Here is a 16,835-nt window from a genome sequence, read left to right as displayed (position 1 = left end):
GGGAAGCCGATGATGGCTGACAAATTTAATCAATCGACTCGTCACTTGCAATAGAAGTTGCCTATCGGCGAATAGATTTGTTTCATTGGTTTTGAGGTCTCGAGTTATCTAAACTTGAGGCCCGAATACATTTTATAAGCGCCTCGCATGGTTCCTCTCAATTCGCGGTTGCCCAGGTTGGATGAGCTGGTGGAAGAAGTGGCCGTCTCCATCAACATCAACGGCATCAACCACGCCGTCATGATGACCACCCCCGATGATCTCGACGATTTCGCCATCGGTTTCCTGTTTGGTGAGGGCATCATTCAAGGCAACCACGACGTGCACGACATCCAGCTCACCCCCTCTGAATACGGCTTCGTGCTCGATGTGACCATCGCCAACCGCTGCCTCGCCGTGCTGAGCCAGCGCAAGCGCCGTCTCACCGGCGCCACCGGTTGCGGCATCTGCGGGGTCGAGGCCATCGAGCACGCGCTGCCCAGCCTGGCGCCCCTGACGCCCCGCTTGCCCCCCAGCGCCGACCTGCTGCTCAACCTGCGCGAGCGCATCGCCCCCTGGCAGCGCAAGGCCCTCCTGAGCGGGGCGCTGCATGCGGCGCTGGCGCTGGATGAAGGCGGCGAGATCCTGGCTTGCCGGGAAGACATCGGCCGGCACAATGCGCTGGATAAACTCATCGGCATGCAATTGCGCCAGCCCAGGCGCAGCACTACCCTGGTCATCACCAGCCGCTGTGGCAGCGAACTCATCCACAAGGCGGTGCAATTTGGTGCGGCGCACCTGATAAGCCTCGCGTCCCCCAGCCAGCTCGCGGTGCGACTGGCCCTGAAATATCACCTGAACCTCATCCATGTGCCCCGGTTTGATGCCCCGGTTTACTATTCCCATACGGGCACCTCAGACCTGATCGGAGAACGCAATGTCCAGCCATATTGAGAAACCGGCCAAAGCCGGCGGATTTTCCTCCCTGCAGTCCACCTTCAAGCAGGTGCTGCGCAGCCAGAAGACCCGCCAGAACATCAAGAACTTGCTGCGGGTCAACCAGAGCGACGGCTTCGACTGCCCGGGCTGCGCCTGGGGTGACAACAAGCAGGGGGCCTTCCAGTTCTGCGAGAATGGCGCCAAGGCGGTGGCCTGGGAGTCGACCGGCAAGACGGTGGGGGCGGACTTCTTTGCCGAGCACTCGGTGCGCCGCCTCTCTAGCCAGAGCGACTACTGGCTCGAATATCAGGGCCGATTGACCGAGCCGATGCGCTACAACCCGGCAAGTGATCACTACGAGCCGGTAAGCTGGGACCAGGCCTTCGGGATCATCGCGGACAAGCTCAAGAGCTTGGCCAGCCCCGACGAGGTGGAGTTCTACACCTCGGGGCGCGCCAGCAACGAGGCCTCCTACCTCTATCAGCTGTTCGGCCGCCTCTATGGCACCAACAACTTCCCCGACTGCTCCAACATGTGCCATGAGGCGAGCGGCGTTGGCCTCATCCAGTCCGTCGGGGTGGGCAAGGGCACTGTGGTGCTGGAGGATTTCGACCAGGCCAAGGCGATCTTCGTGTTCGGCCAGAACCCGGGCACCAACCACCCGCGCATGATGAACTCCCTGCGCAAGGCGGCGCGCAACGGCTGCCAGATAGTCACCTTCAACAACTTGAAAGAGGTGGCACTCGAGCGCTTCGCCAGCCCCCAGAGCCCGGCCGAGCTGTTGACTCCGGCCGCCACCCGCATCAGCCATCAATACCTTACCCCCAAACTTGGCGGTGACATGGCGGCGGTGCGCGGCATGGCCAAGTACATCCTGGAAGAGGAGGGCGGGCGCATCGATCTGGCCTTCATCGAGCAGCATACGGTGCAGTTTGATCAGTACGTGGCCGAGGTGAAGGCCACCGACTGGGCACAGATCGAGGCCCAGTCCGGTCTGCGCCGAGACGCCATCACCCAGGCGGCGCAGATCTTTGCCCACAGCAGCAGCGTGATCAGCTGCTGGGCCATGGGGATCACCCAGCACAAGCACTCGGTCGATACCATCCGCGAGATAGTCAATTTGCACCTGATGTGCGGTCAGCTCGGCAAGCCGGGGGCGGGGCTGTGCCCGGTGCGCGGCCACAGCAACGTGCAGGGCAACCGCACCATGGGGATCAACGAGAAACCCAACACCGCCTTCATCGACCGGCTGGAGCGCCGTTTCCCGGTGGGGCTCAAGCGCGCGCCCGGGCACAACGTCTATGAGGCGCTCAAGGCACTGCATGCAGGCAAGAGCAAGATGATCGTCTGCCTCGGGGGCAATCTGGCGGCCGCCGCGCCGGACACCGACTTCACCTATGAGGCGCTGCGCAAGAGTGAGCTCAACGTGCAGATCAGCACCAAGCTCAACCGCAGCCATCTGATGGTATCCAAAGATGCGCTGATCCTGCCCTGTCTCGGCCGCACCGAGCTGGACATACAGCGCGCCGGCATCCAGAAGATCACGGTGGAGGACACTTTCAGCATGGTGCACGCCTCCACCGGCATGAATGAGCCGGTCTCCCCGCTCTGCCTGTCCGAGATAGACATAGTGGCGCGCATGGCCGAGGCCACCCTGGGTAGCGAGCGGGTCGACTGGTTGGCCCTGCGCGATGATTACGCCAAGTTGCGGGATCTCATCGCCGAGACCATCGCCGGTTTCGAGGATTTCAACCGCCGCATCGAGGAGCCCTGCGGCTTCCACCTCGAAAATGCGGCGGCCACATTGCGCTTCAACACCCCAAGCGGGCGCGCCGAGTTTCGGGCCGGTCGCCTGCCGGACTCTATCCTGCCCGAGTGCACCAGCCACGCCGAGCAGATGGTGGGCGAGCCGGTATTGCTGCTGCAGAGCCTGCGCTCCCACGATCAGTACAACACCACCATCTACGGCATGGACGATCGCTATCGCGGCATCAAGGGGCGGCGCAACGTGGTATTCATGAACGAGGAGGACGCCAAACGACTCGGGATCAAAGAGGAGCAGCAGGTGGACATGGCGGCCATCTGCAACGACGGTCGCGAGCGCATGGTCAGCGGCTTTAGCGTGATCTTCTACGAGATCCCGCAGGGCAACATCGCCGCCTACTACCCGGAGACCAATCCCCTGGTCGCCATCGACAGCGTGGGGGAGGGATCCTTCACCCCGACCTCCAAATCGGTGCCGGTGCTGGTGACGCCCACCAGAGCGCCGGCCGTCAGCCTCGCCGTCAATCTGTAACCGTTGTCCCGCCAGACCCCTGCCCATGGCAGGGGTCTGGCTATGTACAATCCTCATCTGAGCCAATCTGTCCTCCAAGCTGTAGGATGGCTGTATGGCTAACCATCTTTAGGTAGAAGGGGGCCGGGGATGCCGATATCCTTACCGCCCTTTCCCGGCCGCAGGCGACAGACGCCTCGGTCGACAACCTGAAATGGACCGTGCCTGCAGAGCCGGGCGCCCAGCGCCGCGGTTCGCCGACGTGATCCTGTGTGGACATCATCGCGACATGCTCAACTCAACCTTACCCCTCCTGACCGGCCTGGCACTGACGCTGGCCGCATTCCCCCTGTATGCCTCCTCCCCCGCGAGCGGCGAGGAAACGACAGAGGCCAGCCAGGCTGGCAAGGCGAGCGAGCCGAAGGAGAAGAAGGTCGAGCGCTCCCCCTGGTTGTTCGTGCCCCTGCTGAGCTCCAGCCCCAAGCTGGACACGGCGGCAGGTATGATGGTGGGCTATCTGCACCAGTTCGACGAGAAGTCGCGTCCTTCCCTGTTCACCGTCTCGGCCAAGTACACCACCTCGGCATCCCTGATCGCCAGCGTGTTTGCCAAGACCTCCTTCGGGGCGGATCACCACCGCATCGTCGGCGGCATCATCTCGGGGGATATCAACAACGACTACGAGAACTATCTGGGCTCGGGCCACGCCCTGGAGACCAACGACAACTTCAATTCGGCCTTCTTCCGCTATCTCTATCGGGTGGAGGGTGACTGGTTCGTCGGCGGCATGGCGGCCTATTCCAACTACGAGATGAAGGGACAGGATGCCCAGTCCGAGCTGATCCTGGACGAGCTGGGGCTGGAGGGGTTCACCTCGGGCGGGCTGGGGCTGGTGGTGCAACATGACTCCCGCGACAGCGACTTCAGCGCCACCAAGGGCTGGTATCTCAACGTCAACAACCTGGCCTATCGAGAGGAGCTGGGCGGGGAGCAGGACTTCGACATCTATCGGGTGGATTACCGTGGCTACTGGAGCCACGGCGATGGCCATGTGCTGGCCTGGCGCAACCGCAACCAGTTCTCCAACAACGCGCCGAGCGGCTCCTATTCCCCCATCTACCTGCGCGGCTACACCCCGGGCGAATACCTGGGTCAGCACATGTCGGCGGTAGAAGTGGAGGAGCGCTACAAACTGGCGGAGCGCTGGACCCTCACCGCCTTCGCCGGGGTGGCCTGCCTCTACGGCGATTCGGTGAGTGGGGAGTCTCTTGACTGCGGCGACAGCGACAACGTCTATCCGGCCTGGGGCGCGGGGGTGCAGTATCTGCTCAAGCCCGAGGAGGGCATAGTCGCCAACCTCGAGTACGCCATGGGCAAGGACAACAACTCCGGCATCTACCTGAAGATGGGTTACAGCTTCTGATAATACGCGGCCCCTCATGGGGCCGCGTTCAGATGGCTTCCACCACCACGCGATTTCGGCCCTGGCGCTTGGCCTCATAGAGCGCCTCATCCGCGCGCTTGAGCGCGGCCCCGAGATCCTGCTCCTCCTGACCCGACCAGTGGGCGACACCGAGGGAGATGGTGATATGTCCCGCGGTCGCCATCTCGTGGCTCGCCACCTTCAGTCGCAACCGCTCGGCGATGGCCTGGGCCTGGGCCAGGGAGGTCTGCGGCAACAGCAGCAGAAACTCTTCGCCGCCGCTGCGGCACAAGGCGCCATCCGGCCTGACGTCCTGTTGCATCAGCTGAGCCAGCGCGACGATCACCTCGTCCCCGACGTCGTGGCCGAAGCTGTCGTTGATCTGCTTGAAGTGATCGATGTCGAGGGCGATGACGCTGAGCGGCTGAGGCTGCAACAGGGCTTCATCCAGCCTCTGCTGCATCGCCCGCCGGTTGAGCAGACCCGTCATGGGGTCGGTGTGGCTGTCGTTGTGCAGCTTGTCGATCTTGGTGTTGAGCAGGCCCAGCCCCTTGAGGATGGCTTGCTTCAACTGGGCGGCCTCGAAGTACCAGGCGCGGATGCCGGAGATGTTGGAGACAGCCTCCTGCTGATCCATCAATCTGGCCTTGTTGGCCAATTGGCGCAGCGGCTTGGAAATGACGGTGGCAGAGAGCCAGATGACGAAGAGGATGAGCAGAGTGATGGGGATCATCCGCATCAGCGCACCGCTCATCTGTTCATCGAGTCCCGCCAGGGTCGCGCTCAGGGGGCGCTGGGCCACGATGCCCCAGCCAGTGCTGGCCACGGGGGAAAACCCGGCCAGCATCTCGACGCCATCGGTATTGGTCACGCTCTGTGAGCCTTCGATACCATGCAACACCTCGTTGACCACGGGGTTTTCGTAATAGTGGCGGCCAATCTTCTTCTGATCCGGGTGATAGATGAGGGTGTTGTTCTTGTCCATCACATAGAGGTAGGAACCGTCCTGATAGTAATGTTTGCCGAGCACGGTGGAGAGGATGCTGGTGGACTGCAGATAGATGGTCCCTGCCACATAGCCGAGGTAGTGCTTGTCCTCGTTGAAGATCGGGTAAGAGACGGTGATGAGGTAGTTGCCGGAGAGCGAGATGAAGGGATCCGAGATCAGCGGCTTCTGGGCGGCGATGGCCTGCTGGGAGATGAGGGAGATGAGTTTGGCGCCCTTGACTTGCAGCGTCTCGGGGGAGACGGCGACCACGATGGCGTCGGTATTGACGATGACCACGGAGTTGAAGGTGCGGGTCTGCAGGCGCAGGCGGCTGACCTCCTGCTCCAGCATTTTTCCATTGCCGGCCTGCAGCATGGGCGCCAGCAGGGAGGCGCTGTAAGCCAGCTGGTTTTGGGCCGATTGCAGCATGGTCTCGGTGGTGGTAGCCAGCTTGGCCGCATAGACCCGGTTGGCCTCGAGGGTGCTGGAGATCAGCAGCTGGCGCTGGGTCTGGTAAATGGTGTAGAAGCTGTTGCCAAAGGTGGCCAGGACGCCGAGCACGGCCAGGGCCAGGATGAGGCGATGCAAATCAAACTTCGGCAGCCAGTGAGGTTGCATGGGAGACGGAGATCCTTGTCAGTCGGCACTTGGCCAGGGCAATGAGCCGATTCTACTGGGGTTGTCCGCCCAAAAGCCACCTCTAATCGGACTGCCCTAATCCCTCTGGATGGCCGTTCCGGCTTGCCCGACCGCGGATCCCGTGACCGGGCACCATGGGATCCAGACTGTGATCCCCGTCGTTGCGGGCGTTGTGCAGGCAGGAGTGGCCGATGCCGCAATATGGGCGTTCGATCACCAGATCGTCAGCGTGACGTGCAAACGGGAAGGGAAGATGTGGCGCCTTGGCCGACTGGACGGCACGACCGAGCCCTTTCATCGCCATGGTTTCCTCGTCCGGGGCGGGGTCTATCCCCCCTCCTGCGAATTGGTGAGCGCGGGATCCTTGAGTTCGGCCACCGTCTGCCAGAAAGTGTCGATGAGCGGGTTGTCTGCGCCGGGCGGGCGGATGAGGCCTATGGTCCAGCTCGCCTCGGGTTCGGTGAGGGGGAGGCTTATCACATCAGGATGCTCGATGGTGGTGGAGGAGGGCACCAGGGTCCAGGCGATGTCCGCGGCGGCGGTGGCGATGCCGGCGGCGAAGTCGTTCACATACTGGATGTCACGAAAACGCAGGCCGCTCTGGGCCAGATAGTGCACGAACTGATCGTGAAAGGAGGGGGCCTTGTCCCGGCGCAGGATGGCCAGCGGCCTGTCTACCAGATCCGCGAGCCCCTTCACTCCCGCGTAGCTGGCGGGCAGCACCGCGATGAAATGGGCACGCACCACCGGCAGGCAGTGCCAGCCTCTGGGGGCGGGCAGGCGGCAAAAGCCCAGATCCAGCCTGCCCTCGGAGAGCGCCAGCAGCTGGTGATGGGTGGAGAGATCGTTGAGCTCGATACGCACCCCCGGGCGCGCGGCCCGCAGACGGGCGATGGCCGCGGGTACCAGCAACTTGGTGGCGACCCCGAAGCCGATGCGCAGGGTGCCGCCGTTGCCCGCCAGCACGTCACGGGCGGTGCGCCCGAGCTGCTCGCTCCGGGCCACCAAGGCGCTGGCGTCGGCATAGAGTGCCCGCCCGAGCAGGGTGAGCCGGGTGCTGCTGGCGTTGCGCTCGAACAATTCCCCGCCAAATTCCGCCTCCAGCCGCCTTATCTGCTTGCTCAGGGCCGACTGGGTGATGTGCTGGCGCGCCGCCGCCTGGCCGAAGTGCAGCACCTCCCCCAGGGTGACGAAGGCCTTCAGATCTCTGAGTTCCATCCCTTCTCCTTTCTCGTCTGTGCTTCATTTCTTGATTGACCATCATTCCTGTTGGGAATGTTGAATGGCCTAAATTGTCATTGGACGGAATTTTAGAACTGTTCGATGCTTATGCCAATTCATTCGGGGTGCACCTGTGACAGGCACCCGTTCATTCGAGGTGGCCAGCGCCATCGACAAGCAGAAGGAGAGAGACCAGATGCATCATCCCAAGATCAACGACTTCCCCCAGGATTTCCTGTGGGGCGCCGCCTCCGCCGCCTACCAGGTGGAAGGGGCCTGGAATGACGATGGCAAGGGCCCCTCGGTGTGGGATGTCTTCACCAAGCTGCCGGGCAAGACCTTCCAGGGCAGCAACGGCGACGTGGCGGTGGATCACTACCACAGAGTCGAGGAAGACGTGGCGCTGATGGCCGAGATGGGGCTCAAGGCCTATCGCTTCTCGGTGAGCTGGCCGCGCATCTTCCCCACCGGTCGCGGTGAGGTGAACGAAGCAGGGCTCGCTTTCTACGAGCGGCTCATCGACAGCCTGCTGGCCCACGGCATCGAGCCGGTGCTGACTCTCTACCACTGGGATCTGCCCCAGGCGCTGCAAGAGGAGTACGGCGGCTGGGAAGACAGACGCATCATCGACGACTTCGAGCACTATTGCGTCACCCTCTACCAGCGTTTCGCCGGCAAGGTGAAGTACTGGGTGTCCCTGAACGAGCAGAACTACAACCTGACCAACGCCTATCAGCTCGGCACCCATCCGCCCGCGGTGCAGGACAGGACGCGCTTCTTCGCGGCGAACCACATCGCATTCCTGGCTAACGCCCGGGTCATCAAGGCGTTCCGCCAGCATGTGCCGGGGGGCCTCATCGGTCCGAGTTTCGCCTATTCCCCCGCTTATCCGGCGTCTTGCGCCCCGAGCGACATGCTGGCCTATGAGAACGCCGAGGAGTTCACCAACCTCTGGTGGCTGGATGCCTACTGCTTCGGCCGCTACCCTCAGGCGGCGCTCGCCTACCTGCGGGAGACCGGCGAGGCGCCTGAGATCCTGCCGGGAGATCTGGAACTGCTGAAGGAGGGTGCGCCGGATTACATCGGGGTCAACTACTACTACACCCTGACCTTCACCGACAACCCCATCGGCGGCCAGACCATGCAGCGCATCAACACCACGGGCCAGAAGGGCACCACGCCGTCCAGCGGCGTGCCGGGTCTGTACAAGACCACGCCGAACCCCAACCTCGAGACCAGCAACTGGGACTGGGCCATCGATCCCACCGGGATGCGCATCGCCCTGCGTCGCCTCTCGTCTCGCTACGGCCTGCCGCTGATGATCACCGAGAACGGCCTCGGTGAGTTCGACAAGCTGACCGCGGATGGCCGGGTGCAGGATGACTACCGCATCGATTACCTGCGCAGCCATCTGAAAGCTTGCCAGGAGGCGCTGCAGGACGGGGTCGAGCTCATCGGCTACTGCGCCTGGTCCTTCACCGACATCCTGAGCTGGCTCAACGGCTACCAGAAGCGCTACGGCTTCGTCTATGTGGAGCGCGACGAGCAGGGCGGCTCCTTGCGCCGCATCAAGAAGGAGAGCTTTCACTGGTATCGCCAGGTGATCGCCTCCGGTGGCAAGGCGCTGTAAGCGTCGAGTCGACGGGCTTTCCCGCCCGTATCGTCCGCTGACAAGGCCCCCTCTTCGCTGGGGGCCTTGTTGTTTGTGGATGCGAACATGGGGTGGGGAATGCCCTGGCCGCCGAGTCAGACGCGGCTGCGCCTTGAGCGGTACTGGCTGGGAGAGAGCGCGAATGCCCCCTTGAAGAAGCGGGTGAAGCTGCTCTGGCTGGCGAAGCCGAGCCGGCCACCCACCTCCTGCAGCTGCAGGCTGGAGTCCTGCAACAGGCGGCAGGCTTCCTCTCTTCTCACCTGCTCCAGCAGGGCCGAGAAGTGGCAGCCCTCCTCGCGCAGGTGGCGATTGAGGGTCCAGCGGGTCAGCTTGAGCGCCTCGCAGATCCCGGCCAGCAGGGCGCGTGGCTCGGCGCTCTCCTGCCACAGCTGCTGCCGGATCAGCGCCTGCACCCGATCCCGGTAATGGAGGCGGGGACGCAGCAGGTTCATCTGGCTGTCGAGCTCCCCCAGCAGCAGGGGCTGCAGGGGGCCGTTGTACCCCTCATAGGCCTGATCGAGCAGGGCGGCGGGGAAGCGCAGCTGATAGCCATCGCCGAGTTGCAGCCGCCCTCCCAGCCAGGCGGCGAGCTCGCGCCACAGTTTGGGGCGCACCGGGGTGGGCAGCACCAGCAGGCCCTGGCCCGGATGGTAGAACTGCAGCAGGGCATAGAGGTGGCAGAGGTTGGCCAGGCTGCTGAGGGCAACCACGTCCGGGTGATCGGAGTCCGAGTAATAGTAGAGCCGGGCCCAGCCATCCTCCTCCTGCAGGGTGATCCGGTCGCATTCGCCGATGAGGGGGCGAAAGGAGAGGAAATAGTGCAGCGCCTGGCGCCAGCTGGCGGCGTTGCAACACAGGCTCGCGAGCGGCAGGAAGTCCGCAAACAGGCCGGTGAGGGAGGGGGGCGACCAGCTGTGGCTCATGTCCGCATGGGGGGCGACCTGGGCCAGCAGCCGGAAGTGGCGCTGGGCATCGATCCGTCCCTGCGGCAGTAGCAGCTCCTCCTGGGCGATGCCGGCACTGAGCAGTAGCTGGCTTGGGTCCCGTCCCTGCTGCTGCCAGTGGGTGATGCAGTGCAGGGCTATCCGGTTTGAGACAGTTTTCACGGCGAAATCCTTGTCGACGAGGGCCCACCATCATCGGCCAGCCGGTAGAAATTGCCGTGAGCCAGGCACGGATAATTGTTTCATTTATGTAACCAAGGGTAACCCTGCAAGCCTTTTCACAGTTTTGAACACTGCTCCCAACCGGCAATTTCCTGCACCCGGCGGACAAGTTGGGGCGGTCGATTTTGCATACAGTGGCCTGACCTACACACAAGGAAGACCACAATAATGAAATACCATCGTCTCGCCATGACCCCGCTCGCCCTGACCATAGGCGCCCTGCTGCTGGCGGGTTGCAATGACAACGACTCCAGTCCCAAACCGGAACAGCCCACCCTGGGTCACCGCACCGTCAGCCTGCTCGAGCAGGATGGCTTGCAGTTCAAGGATCTGGACGGCAGCGGCACCCTGACCCCCTATGAGGATTGGCGCCTCGGCGCCGCCGAGCGGGCGCAGGATCTGGTGGGCAGACTCTCCCTGGCCCAGAAGGCCGGCCTGATGATGCACGGCACCCTGGTGCTGGATGGGGAGGGGCGGGTCAACCTAGACGCCATGGCGAAGATGTTGCAACAAGATGGCGTCAACACCTACATCACTCGAATGGCTGGCGATCCGGCGGCCATCGCCGAGGACAACAACCGGCTGCAGGCGCTGCTGGAAGGGGTGGGACTCGGCATCCCCATGACCGTCAGCACGGATCCGCGCAACCATTTCACCCATGATCCCAACGCCACCAGCATTGGCGCCGGTGCCTTCTCCCAATGGCCGGAGACCCTGGGGCTCGCCGCCATCGGCGACGCCGCCCTGGTGCAGCGCTTCGGTGACATCGCCCGCCAGGAGTATCGTGCGGTCGGTATCCACGAGGCGCTCTCACCCCAGGCGGATCTCGCGACCGAGCCGCGCTGGGGCCGCATCAACGGCACCTTCGGCGAGAACAACCAGCTTGCCAAATCCCTGGTCAAGGCCTACATCGAGGGCTTCCAGCAGGGCGGCAACGGCATCGGCAAGGAGAGCGTGATCACCGTGGTCAAGCACTTCGCCGGGGCTGGCCCCCAGAAGGACGGGCTGGATGCCCACAACCCCTGGGGCAAGGAGCAGATCTATCCGGGCGGCCAGTTCGCCTATCACCTGGTGCCCTTTGAGGGGGCCTTCGAGGCCAAGGTGGCCGCCGTCATGCCTTACTACGCCCTGCCGGAGGGGCTGACTTACGAGGGTCAGGCCATCGAGGAGGTGGGCTTTGGCTTCAACCGCCAGATCATTACGGATCTGCTGCGAGGCCACTTCAAGTTCGACGGCGTGGTACTGAGCGACTGGGGCATCATCAACGACTGCGATACCCGCTGCGAGGAGGGGCTGAGTCAGGTGCAGGTGGATGCCGGCGTCAGCCCCTGGACTGTGCCCTTTGGCATGTCATGGGGGGTGGAGAAACTGACCAAGGCCGAGCGTTACGCCAAGTCCATCGCGGCCGGGGTGGATCAGTTTGGCGGGGTGGAAGATTCGGCACCCCTGCTGGCGGCGGTGCAGAGCGGGCTGGTGACGGAGGCGGCGATATCGGCCTCGGCCCTGCGCATCCTGGAGCAGAAGTTCGAATTGGGACTGTTTGAGAACCCCTACGTCGATACCCAGGTGGCGGTCGCCCTGGTGGGCAAGGCCGAGTTCCAGCAGGAGGCCCAGGCGGCCCAGGCGGCGTCCCACGTCTTGCTCAAGAATGAGGGCGCATTGTTGCCCCTCAAGGCCGAGGGCAAACGGGTCTACCTCTATAACGTCAATGCCGAGGTGGCCACCGCCAACGGTTATACGGTAGTGACAAACCTGGCAGAGGCGGATCTCGCCATCGCCCGGGCCAATGCGCCGGGCGAGCAGGATCCCCGCTTCCCGTTTGGCAGCATCCACTTCGGTCAGCTCGGCTTTGCAAGCGCGGATCAGCTGGTGCAGGAGACGGCCCACGAGGGGGTCTATCATGGGGCGGACGACTTGGCCGCCATCCAGGCCATCGAGCAGGCTGGGGTGCCCCTGGTGCTCTCCGTCTATCTGGACAGACCCGCCATCCTGACCGAGGTGGCGCCCGCCGCCAAGGTGCTGTTGGCCAACTTCGGCGCGCTGGATCAGGCGCTGTTCGATGTTATCAGCGGCAAGACCAAGGCCCGCGGCAAGCTGCCCTTCGAACTGCCCTCCCACTGGCAGGCGGTGCTGAACCAGGCCTCGGACGTGGCGAGCGACTCGGTCAACCCGCTCTATGCCTATGGCGCCGGACTGGCTTATTGAGGCCGCGATCGCAAGACGAGTATCACAACAGGCGCCTGCGGGCGCCTTTTCTATGGCCCTCATCGAGGATCTCGGTTTGGCGTGGGCGAGGGGCTTGGGCATAATGACGCCCACAGAAGGGAGCGCTCGTCATCGCGCGACGTGCAGGTGCGATACGGCCAGGCCGGACAGATGAGCACCCTTGACAGAAAACAGTGCAGAGGAGAGATGATGAAATTTATCGGAGCCCACGTCAGTGCGGCCGGCGGGGTGGAGAACACCATCGCCCGTGCAGAGGCCATCGGCGCCAACGCCTTCGCCCTGTTCACCAAGAACCAGCGTCAGTGGCAGGCGGCGCCCCTGTCGGATGCCAGCATCCGCGCCTTCAAGCAGGCCTGCGACAAGGCGGGCTTTCGCCCCGAGCAGATCCTGCCCCACGACAGCTATCTCATCAACCTGGGCCATCCCGATCCCGATGCCCTCGCCAAGTCCCGCGATGCCTTTCTGGACGAGATCAAGCGCTGCGAGCAGCTGGGGCTCTGCTATCTGAACTTTCACCCCGGCAGCCACCTCAAGCAGATCCCGGAGGCCGTCAGCCTCAAGCTCGTGAGCGAGTCCATCAACTGGGCGCTGGAGCGCAGTGAGGGAGTGACCGCCGTCATCGAGAACACCGCCGGCCAGGGCACCAACCTCGGTTGGTCGTTCGAGCAGCTTGCCGCCATCATCGACGGGGTGGAGGACAAGCGCCGGGTCGGCATCTGCTTCGACACCTGCCACGCCTTCGCCGCCGGCTATGATCTGCGCACCCCCGAGAGCTGCGTCGCCGTGTTCGCCGAGTTTGACCGCATCGTGGGGTTTGAGTACCTCAAGGGGATGCATATCAACGGTGCCAAGTGTACCTTCGGTAGCCGGGTCGATCGCCACCACAGCCTGCGAGAAGGCAACCTCGGGGAGGCGGTGTTCCACCACATCATGAATGACGCCCGCTTCGACGGCATCCCGCTGATCCTCGAGACCATCGACGAGACCATCTGGGGCGACGAGATCACCTGGCTGCGCAGCCTCGCCAAGGCGTAACGGTCGCGATCAGGACATTCAAAAAGCGGTATCAGGAGACAAGATGCAACCACAAGACATGCCGGCAACCCTGCGCTGGGGTATCGCAGGCGCAGGGGCCATCGCCCGGCGTTTTTGCAACGACGTCAACCAGCATGCCAGGGGTGGGCGGGTGTTGGCGATCGCCGCCCGTGATCAGGGGCGGGCCCAGGCCTTTGCCGATGAGCAAGGCCTGCCGCTGGCCTATGGCAGCTATCAGGCGCTGGCGGCGAGCCCCGAGGTGGACGCCGTCTACGTGGCGGTGATCCACCCGGAACACGCCGAGCTGATCAGGCAGATGCTGCTGGCGGGCAAGCACGTGCTGGTAGAGAAACCGGCGGTGACCAGGCTGGCAGATTGGGATGCGCTGAGCATGCTCGCTCGCGAGCGCGGTCTGCTGCTGCAGGAAGCCATGAAGGTGATGTGCTTCCCGGCCATGCGCGAATTGCTGCAACGCCTGCCCAACCTGTCCGCCCCGCAGTCGCTGCGGGCCGCCTTTGGCTCGGCGCCGCCCCGGGAGGGCAAGCTGTTCGACCCGACCCTTGACGGTGGCGCCGCCTGGGATGTGGGCGTTTATCCGCTCTGGCTCTATGCCGCCTTCTGTGAGCGCCTTGGACTGGTGGCGGGGGAGCCCGAGATCAGCCTGGTGCGGGCTCCGGGCGAGGTAGATCTGGTGGCAAACTTCACCTTCGGCGGGGCGCTTGAGGCCGAGCTCGGCGCCTCCATCATCGAGGATCTCGACAAGGCCGCCTACTTGCGCGGGGGGGAGGGCGACGAGCGCTGGGAGCTGGTCATCGAGGGCAAGTGGTGGAATCCGCAAACGGTGCGCTGGCTCGCGGGCGAGCCCCTTGCCGCCTGGCCAGGCGACATAGTGCTGCCGGTGGAGGGGGGTGGCATGCAGCACGAGGCGGATCACTTCGCCCGCTGCGTTGCCGAGGGACTGCTGGACTCCCCCTGGGTGCCCCAGGCCCTGACACGCCGGGTGCTGGGCTGGGTCGAGACGGGGCTGGGGTCGGCGCACGACAGAGAAGCGTGATCACCAAGGTAGGTATCGGCTTGATCAACAGAGGGCGCCATGGCGCCCTCTGTGTTATCCGGCATCTGCACCTCGGCGGGCGATGCGTTCAGGCGTCAGGCAGGCTCTGCTTGCGGCAGAAGGCCAGGAAATGGCGCAGGGCGGCGGAGTGATACTTCTGCTTGTGCCAGACGAGGGAGAGCTGGCGCGGGAAGCGGCGGTTGAGGGTGAGGGCCACCAGCCGACCGCTCGCGAGCCTGTCCGAGACCGCGAGGCGGGAGACGAAGGAGAGACCCAGACCATGCTCCACCGCCAGCATCGCCGCCTCCAGGGTGTTGAACTCGAGCCCGGCCCGCCAGCGCGGCAACTTGGGCTGGAGCTGCTGCTCGAACTGTTCGCGACTGCCGGACTGGGGCTCGCGCAGCACCCAGGTTTCGCCGGCCAGCTGACTGAGCGGCAGCTCGAGCCGATCGGCCAGGGGGTGATCAGGCGGCGCTATGATCAGCATCTCGTCTTCGAGCCAGGGCTCGCTCAGCAGATCCGGGTGATGGTTCTCTCCCTCGATCAGCGCCAGATCCAGCTCGAAGTGGGCGAGGGCGTGGCACAGCAGGTGGGTGTTGGCGATGGTCACCCTGGGCGGCAGCCCCAGCTCGTGGGCACTATCGGCCAGCAGGCTGGGTAGCAGGTAGTTGCCTATGGTCTGGCTGGCGCCGAGCCTGAGCTGACCGCTCGGCTCTGCATCCGGGCTGAACAGCTGCTCGATCTCCTGCATCCGGGTCAGCAGCTCCTCGGCGGCCGGTTGCAGCAGGCGTCCCTCGTTGTTGAGCTGCAACCTCGGGTGGACCCGATCAAACAGCGGGGTGGCGAGCTGGCGCTCCAGCTCCTGCAACGCCTGGGAGACGGCACCCTTGCTCAGGAAGAGTTCGTCGGCGGCGCCCCCCAGGTTGCCGTGGCGGGCGATGGCGGCGAAGACCTTGAGTTGTTGCAGGGTCAGCTTCATGTGTTTAGTTTTCCTTAACGCTTAATTCAATTCATTTAGATATCGTAAACGATACGCCCCCTTTATCCTATGCCCATCGTCATCAAGAAGAGGGTATCAGACATGATCGCAAGCACCCGCCGTGCCCTAGCCTCAGCCCCGACACCCATGGCCGGACTGGCTTTGGGGATCGCCAGCCTCGGCTGGTGTTGGGAAAACGCCGGTCAGTTCGATGGTCGCCTGCAACTGCTGGGCGCCGCCATCGCCGCCGCGCTGCTCCTGATCCTCACCTGCAAGTTTGTGCTGCACCCGCGCCTGCTGTGGCAGGATCTCGCTCACCCCGTGGTGGGCAGCGTGGTGCCGACCTATGCCATGGCCACCATGGTGGTCTCCAAGGCCGTCGGCATGCTGGCCCCCGCGTTCGGTCAGGGGCTCTGGCTGTTCGCCGTGGCGCTGCACCTGGTGTTCCTCGCCACCTTCATCTGGCACCGGGCCAAGGAGTTCGAGCTCCATCACATGGTGCCGAGCTGGTTCGTGCCGCCGGTCGGGATCATCGTCGCCGACGTCGCCTACCCGGGTGGCCCCTTCGCCGGGCTGGCTGATGGCCTGCTCTGGTTTGGCATGATCTGCTACGGCCTGATGCTGCCGCTGATGCTCTATCGCCTCATCTTCAGCCATGAGGTGCCGGACGCCGCCAAGCCGACCATCGCCATCCTGGCGGCGCCTGCCAGCCTGTCCCTTGCCGGTTACCTGACCGTGAGTGAGGAGCCGTCCCTGCTGCTGGTGGCCACCCTGCTCGGGATCGCCATCCTGATGACAGGCATCATCTACCTGGCCTTCATCAAGCTGCTGCGACTGCCGTTCTCACCAGGGTTTGCCGCCTTCACCTTCCCGCTGGTGATCGGTGCCACCGCGCTGTTCAAGGTCGGTCATCTGCTGGCACAGTGGCCTGAAGCCGCCCACTATGCGGAGCAAGTCAATCAGCTGGCCCATCTCGAGCTCGGTGCGGCCACCCTGATCGTCGGTTATGTGGCACTGCGCTACCTGATGTTCTTCCTGCCGCTGGGACAGGGCGAGGTGCTGAGCCAGCCGCTGCGCCGCTGATTGGCGACGACGGTCCCGGACTGTCGTCAACAAGACACCCCGCCACGCGGGGTGTCTTGCCTTGAAGGCCCCAAAAACCGGACGGCGGGGCGGGATGATCCCCGAGGGAAAAGGCCGGGGGAGGCCACTGTTGTCAAGGTGGGATTCGGCTCAAATACTCGGTCATTAAGGTGATAT

13 protein-coding genes are annotated in these 16,835 nt (G+C 63.9%); 8 read left to right on the top strand and 5 right to left on the bottom strand.

The features are described 5' to 3' along the window. The first annotated feature begins 147 nt into the window (after nucleotides 1–147). From fdhD to ACZ9IL_RS07575, 3 genes are all read left to right on the top strand, one after another. Nucleotides 148–933, top strand: coding sequence for a formate dehydrogenase accessory sulfurtransferase FdhD (fdhD, locus tag ACZ9IL_RS07585; protein ID WP_476002965.1), 786 nt, complete (start codon nucleotides 148–150; stop codon nucleotides 931–933). Next, the gene (locus tag ACZ9IL_RS07580; RefSeq protein WP_476002964.1) at nucleotides 917–3,214 is read left to right on the top strand and encodes an FdhF/YdeP family oxidoreductase; all 2,298 of its coding nucleotides are present in this window, start codon (nucleotides 917–919) and stop codon (nucleotides 3,212–3,214) included. The genes fdhD and ACZ9IL_RS07580 overlap by 17 nt, the downstream gene beginning before the upstream one ends. 268 nt (nucleotides 3,215–3,482) lie before the next feature. Then, nucleotides 3,483–4,616 (top strand): hypothetical protein, encoded by a 1,134-nt coding sequence (locus ACZ9IL_RS07575; RefSeq protein WP_476002963.1) that lies wholly within the window; start codon nucleotides 3,483–3,485, stop codon nucleotides 4,614–4,616. Nucleotides 4,617–4,644: 28 nt separating this feature from the next. On the opposite strand, the gene ACZ9IL_RS07570 is transcribed toward ACZ9IL_RS07575, so the two are convergent. The 3 genes from ACZ9IL_RS07570 to ACZ9IL_RS07560 all read right to left on the bottom strand — a co-directional run bounded on the left by ACZ9IL_RS07570 (nucleotide 4,645) and on the right by ACZ9IL_RS07560 (nucleotide 7,461). Further along, nucleotides 4,645–6,222, bottom strand: coding sequence for a sensor domain-containing diguanylate cyclase (locus ACZ9IL_RS07570; RefSeq protein WP_476002962.1), 1,578 nt, complete (start codon nucleotides 6,220–6,222; stop codon nucleotides 4,645–4,647). An 82-nt stretch (nucleotides 6,223–6,304) separates the two neighbouring features. After that, nucleotides 6,305–6,547 (bottom strand): hypothetical protein, encoded by a 243-nt coding sequence (locus tag ACZ9IL_RS07565; RefSeq protein WP_476002961.1) that lies wholly within the window; start codon nucleotides 6,545–6,547, stop codon nucleotides 6,305–6,307. A 23-nt stretch (nucleotides 6,548–6,570) separates the two neighbouring features. Then, nucleotides 6,571–7,461 carry a LysR family transcriptional regulator gene (locus ACZ9IL_RS07560; protein WP_476002960.1) on the bottom strand — a complete coding sequence of 297 codons (891 nt, stop codon included), beginning with the start codon at nucleotides 7,459–7,461 and terminating at the stop codon, nucleotides 6,571–6,573. Nucleotides 7,462–7,660: 199 nt separating this feature from the next. On the opposite strand from ACZ9IL_RS07560, the gene ACZ9IL_RS07555 reads away from it, so the two are divergent. Then, nucleotides 7,661–9,094, top strand: coding sequence for a glycoside hydrolase family 1 protein (locus tag ACZ9IL_RS07555; RefSeq protein ID WP_476005316.1), 1,434 nt, complete (start codon nucleotides 7,661–7,663; stop codon nucleotides 9,092–9,094). Nucleotides 9,095–9,210: 116 nt separating this feature from the next. Here the strand turns inward: ACZ9IL_RS07555 and ACZ9IL_RS07550 are convergent, their stop codons facing one another. Next, nucleotides 9,211–10,221, bottom strand: a complete 1,011-nt coding sequence (locus ACZ9IL_RS07550) for a helix-turn-helix domain-containing protein (RefSeq protein WP_476002959.1) — start codon at nucleotides 10,219–10,221, stop codon at nucleotides 9,211–9,213. A 228-nt stretch (nucleotides 10,222–10,449) separates the two neighbouring features. On the opposite strand from ACZ9IL_RS07550, the gene ACZ9IL_RS07545 reads away from it, so the two are divergent. The 3 genes from ACZ9IL_RS07545 (at nucleotide 10,450) to ACZ9IL_RS07535 (ending at nucleotide 14,596) form a co-directional block, all read left to right on the top strand. Then, on the top strand, nucleotides 10,450–12,486 hold the full coding sequence (locus ACZ9IL_RS07545) for a glycoside hydrolase family 3 protein (RefSeq protein ID WP_476002958.1): 2,037 nt from the start codon (nucleotides 10,450–10,452) through the stop codon (nucleotides 12,484–12,486). A gap of 210 nt (nucleotides 12,487–12,696) precedes the next feature. Continuing rightward, a complete protein-coding gene (gene nfo / locus ACZ9IL_RS07540) occupies nucleotides 12,697–13,542 on the top strand; it encodes a deoxyribonuclease IV (RefSeq protein WP_476002957.1) in 846 nt (281 codons plus the stop codon). Between the two features lie 43 nt (nucleotides 13,543–13,585). Continuing rightward, complete coding sequence (locus ACZ9IL_RS07535) at nucleotides 13,586–14,596, top strand: Gfo/Idh/MocA family protein (RefSeq protein WP_476002956.1); 1,011 nt, start codon at nucleotides 13,586–13,588, stop codon at nucleotides 14,594–14,596. Nucleotides 14,597–14,684: 88 nt separating this feature from the next. On the opposite strand, the gene ACZ9IL_RS07530 is transcribed toward ACZ9IL_RS07535, so the two are convergent. Further along, nucleotides 14,685–15,575: a LysR substrate-binding domain-containing protein gene (locus tag ACZ9IL_RS07530; RefSeq protein ID WP_476002955.1), complete on the bottom strand. Its 891-nt coding sequence runs from the start codon at nucleotides 15,573–15,575 to the stop codon at nucleotides 14,685–14,687. A gap of 102 nt (nucleotides 15,576–15,677) precedes the next feature. Between ACZ9IL_RS07530 and ACZ9IL_RS07525 the strand changes: the two genes are divergently transcribed. Continuing rightward, nucleotides 15,678–16,658 (top strand): TDT family transporter, encoded by a 981-nt coding sequence (locus ACZ9IL_RS07525; protein WP_476002954.1) that lies wholly within the window; start codon nucleotides 15,678–15,680, stop codon nucleotides 16,656–16,658. Nucleotides 16,659–16,835: the final 177 nt, after the last annotated feature.

It is taken from the genome of Aeromonas sp. TECH754, from assembly GCF_056279295.1.
Note: the sequence above shows the minus strand (reverse complement) of the source record. Positions and strands in the feature narration are given on the sequence as shown.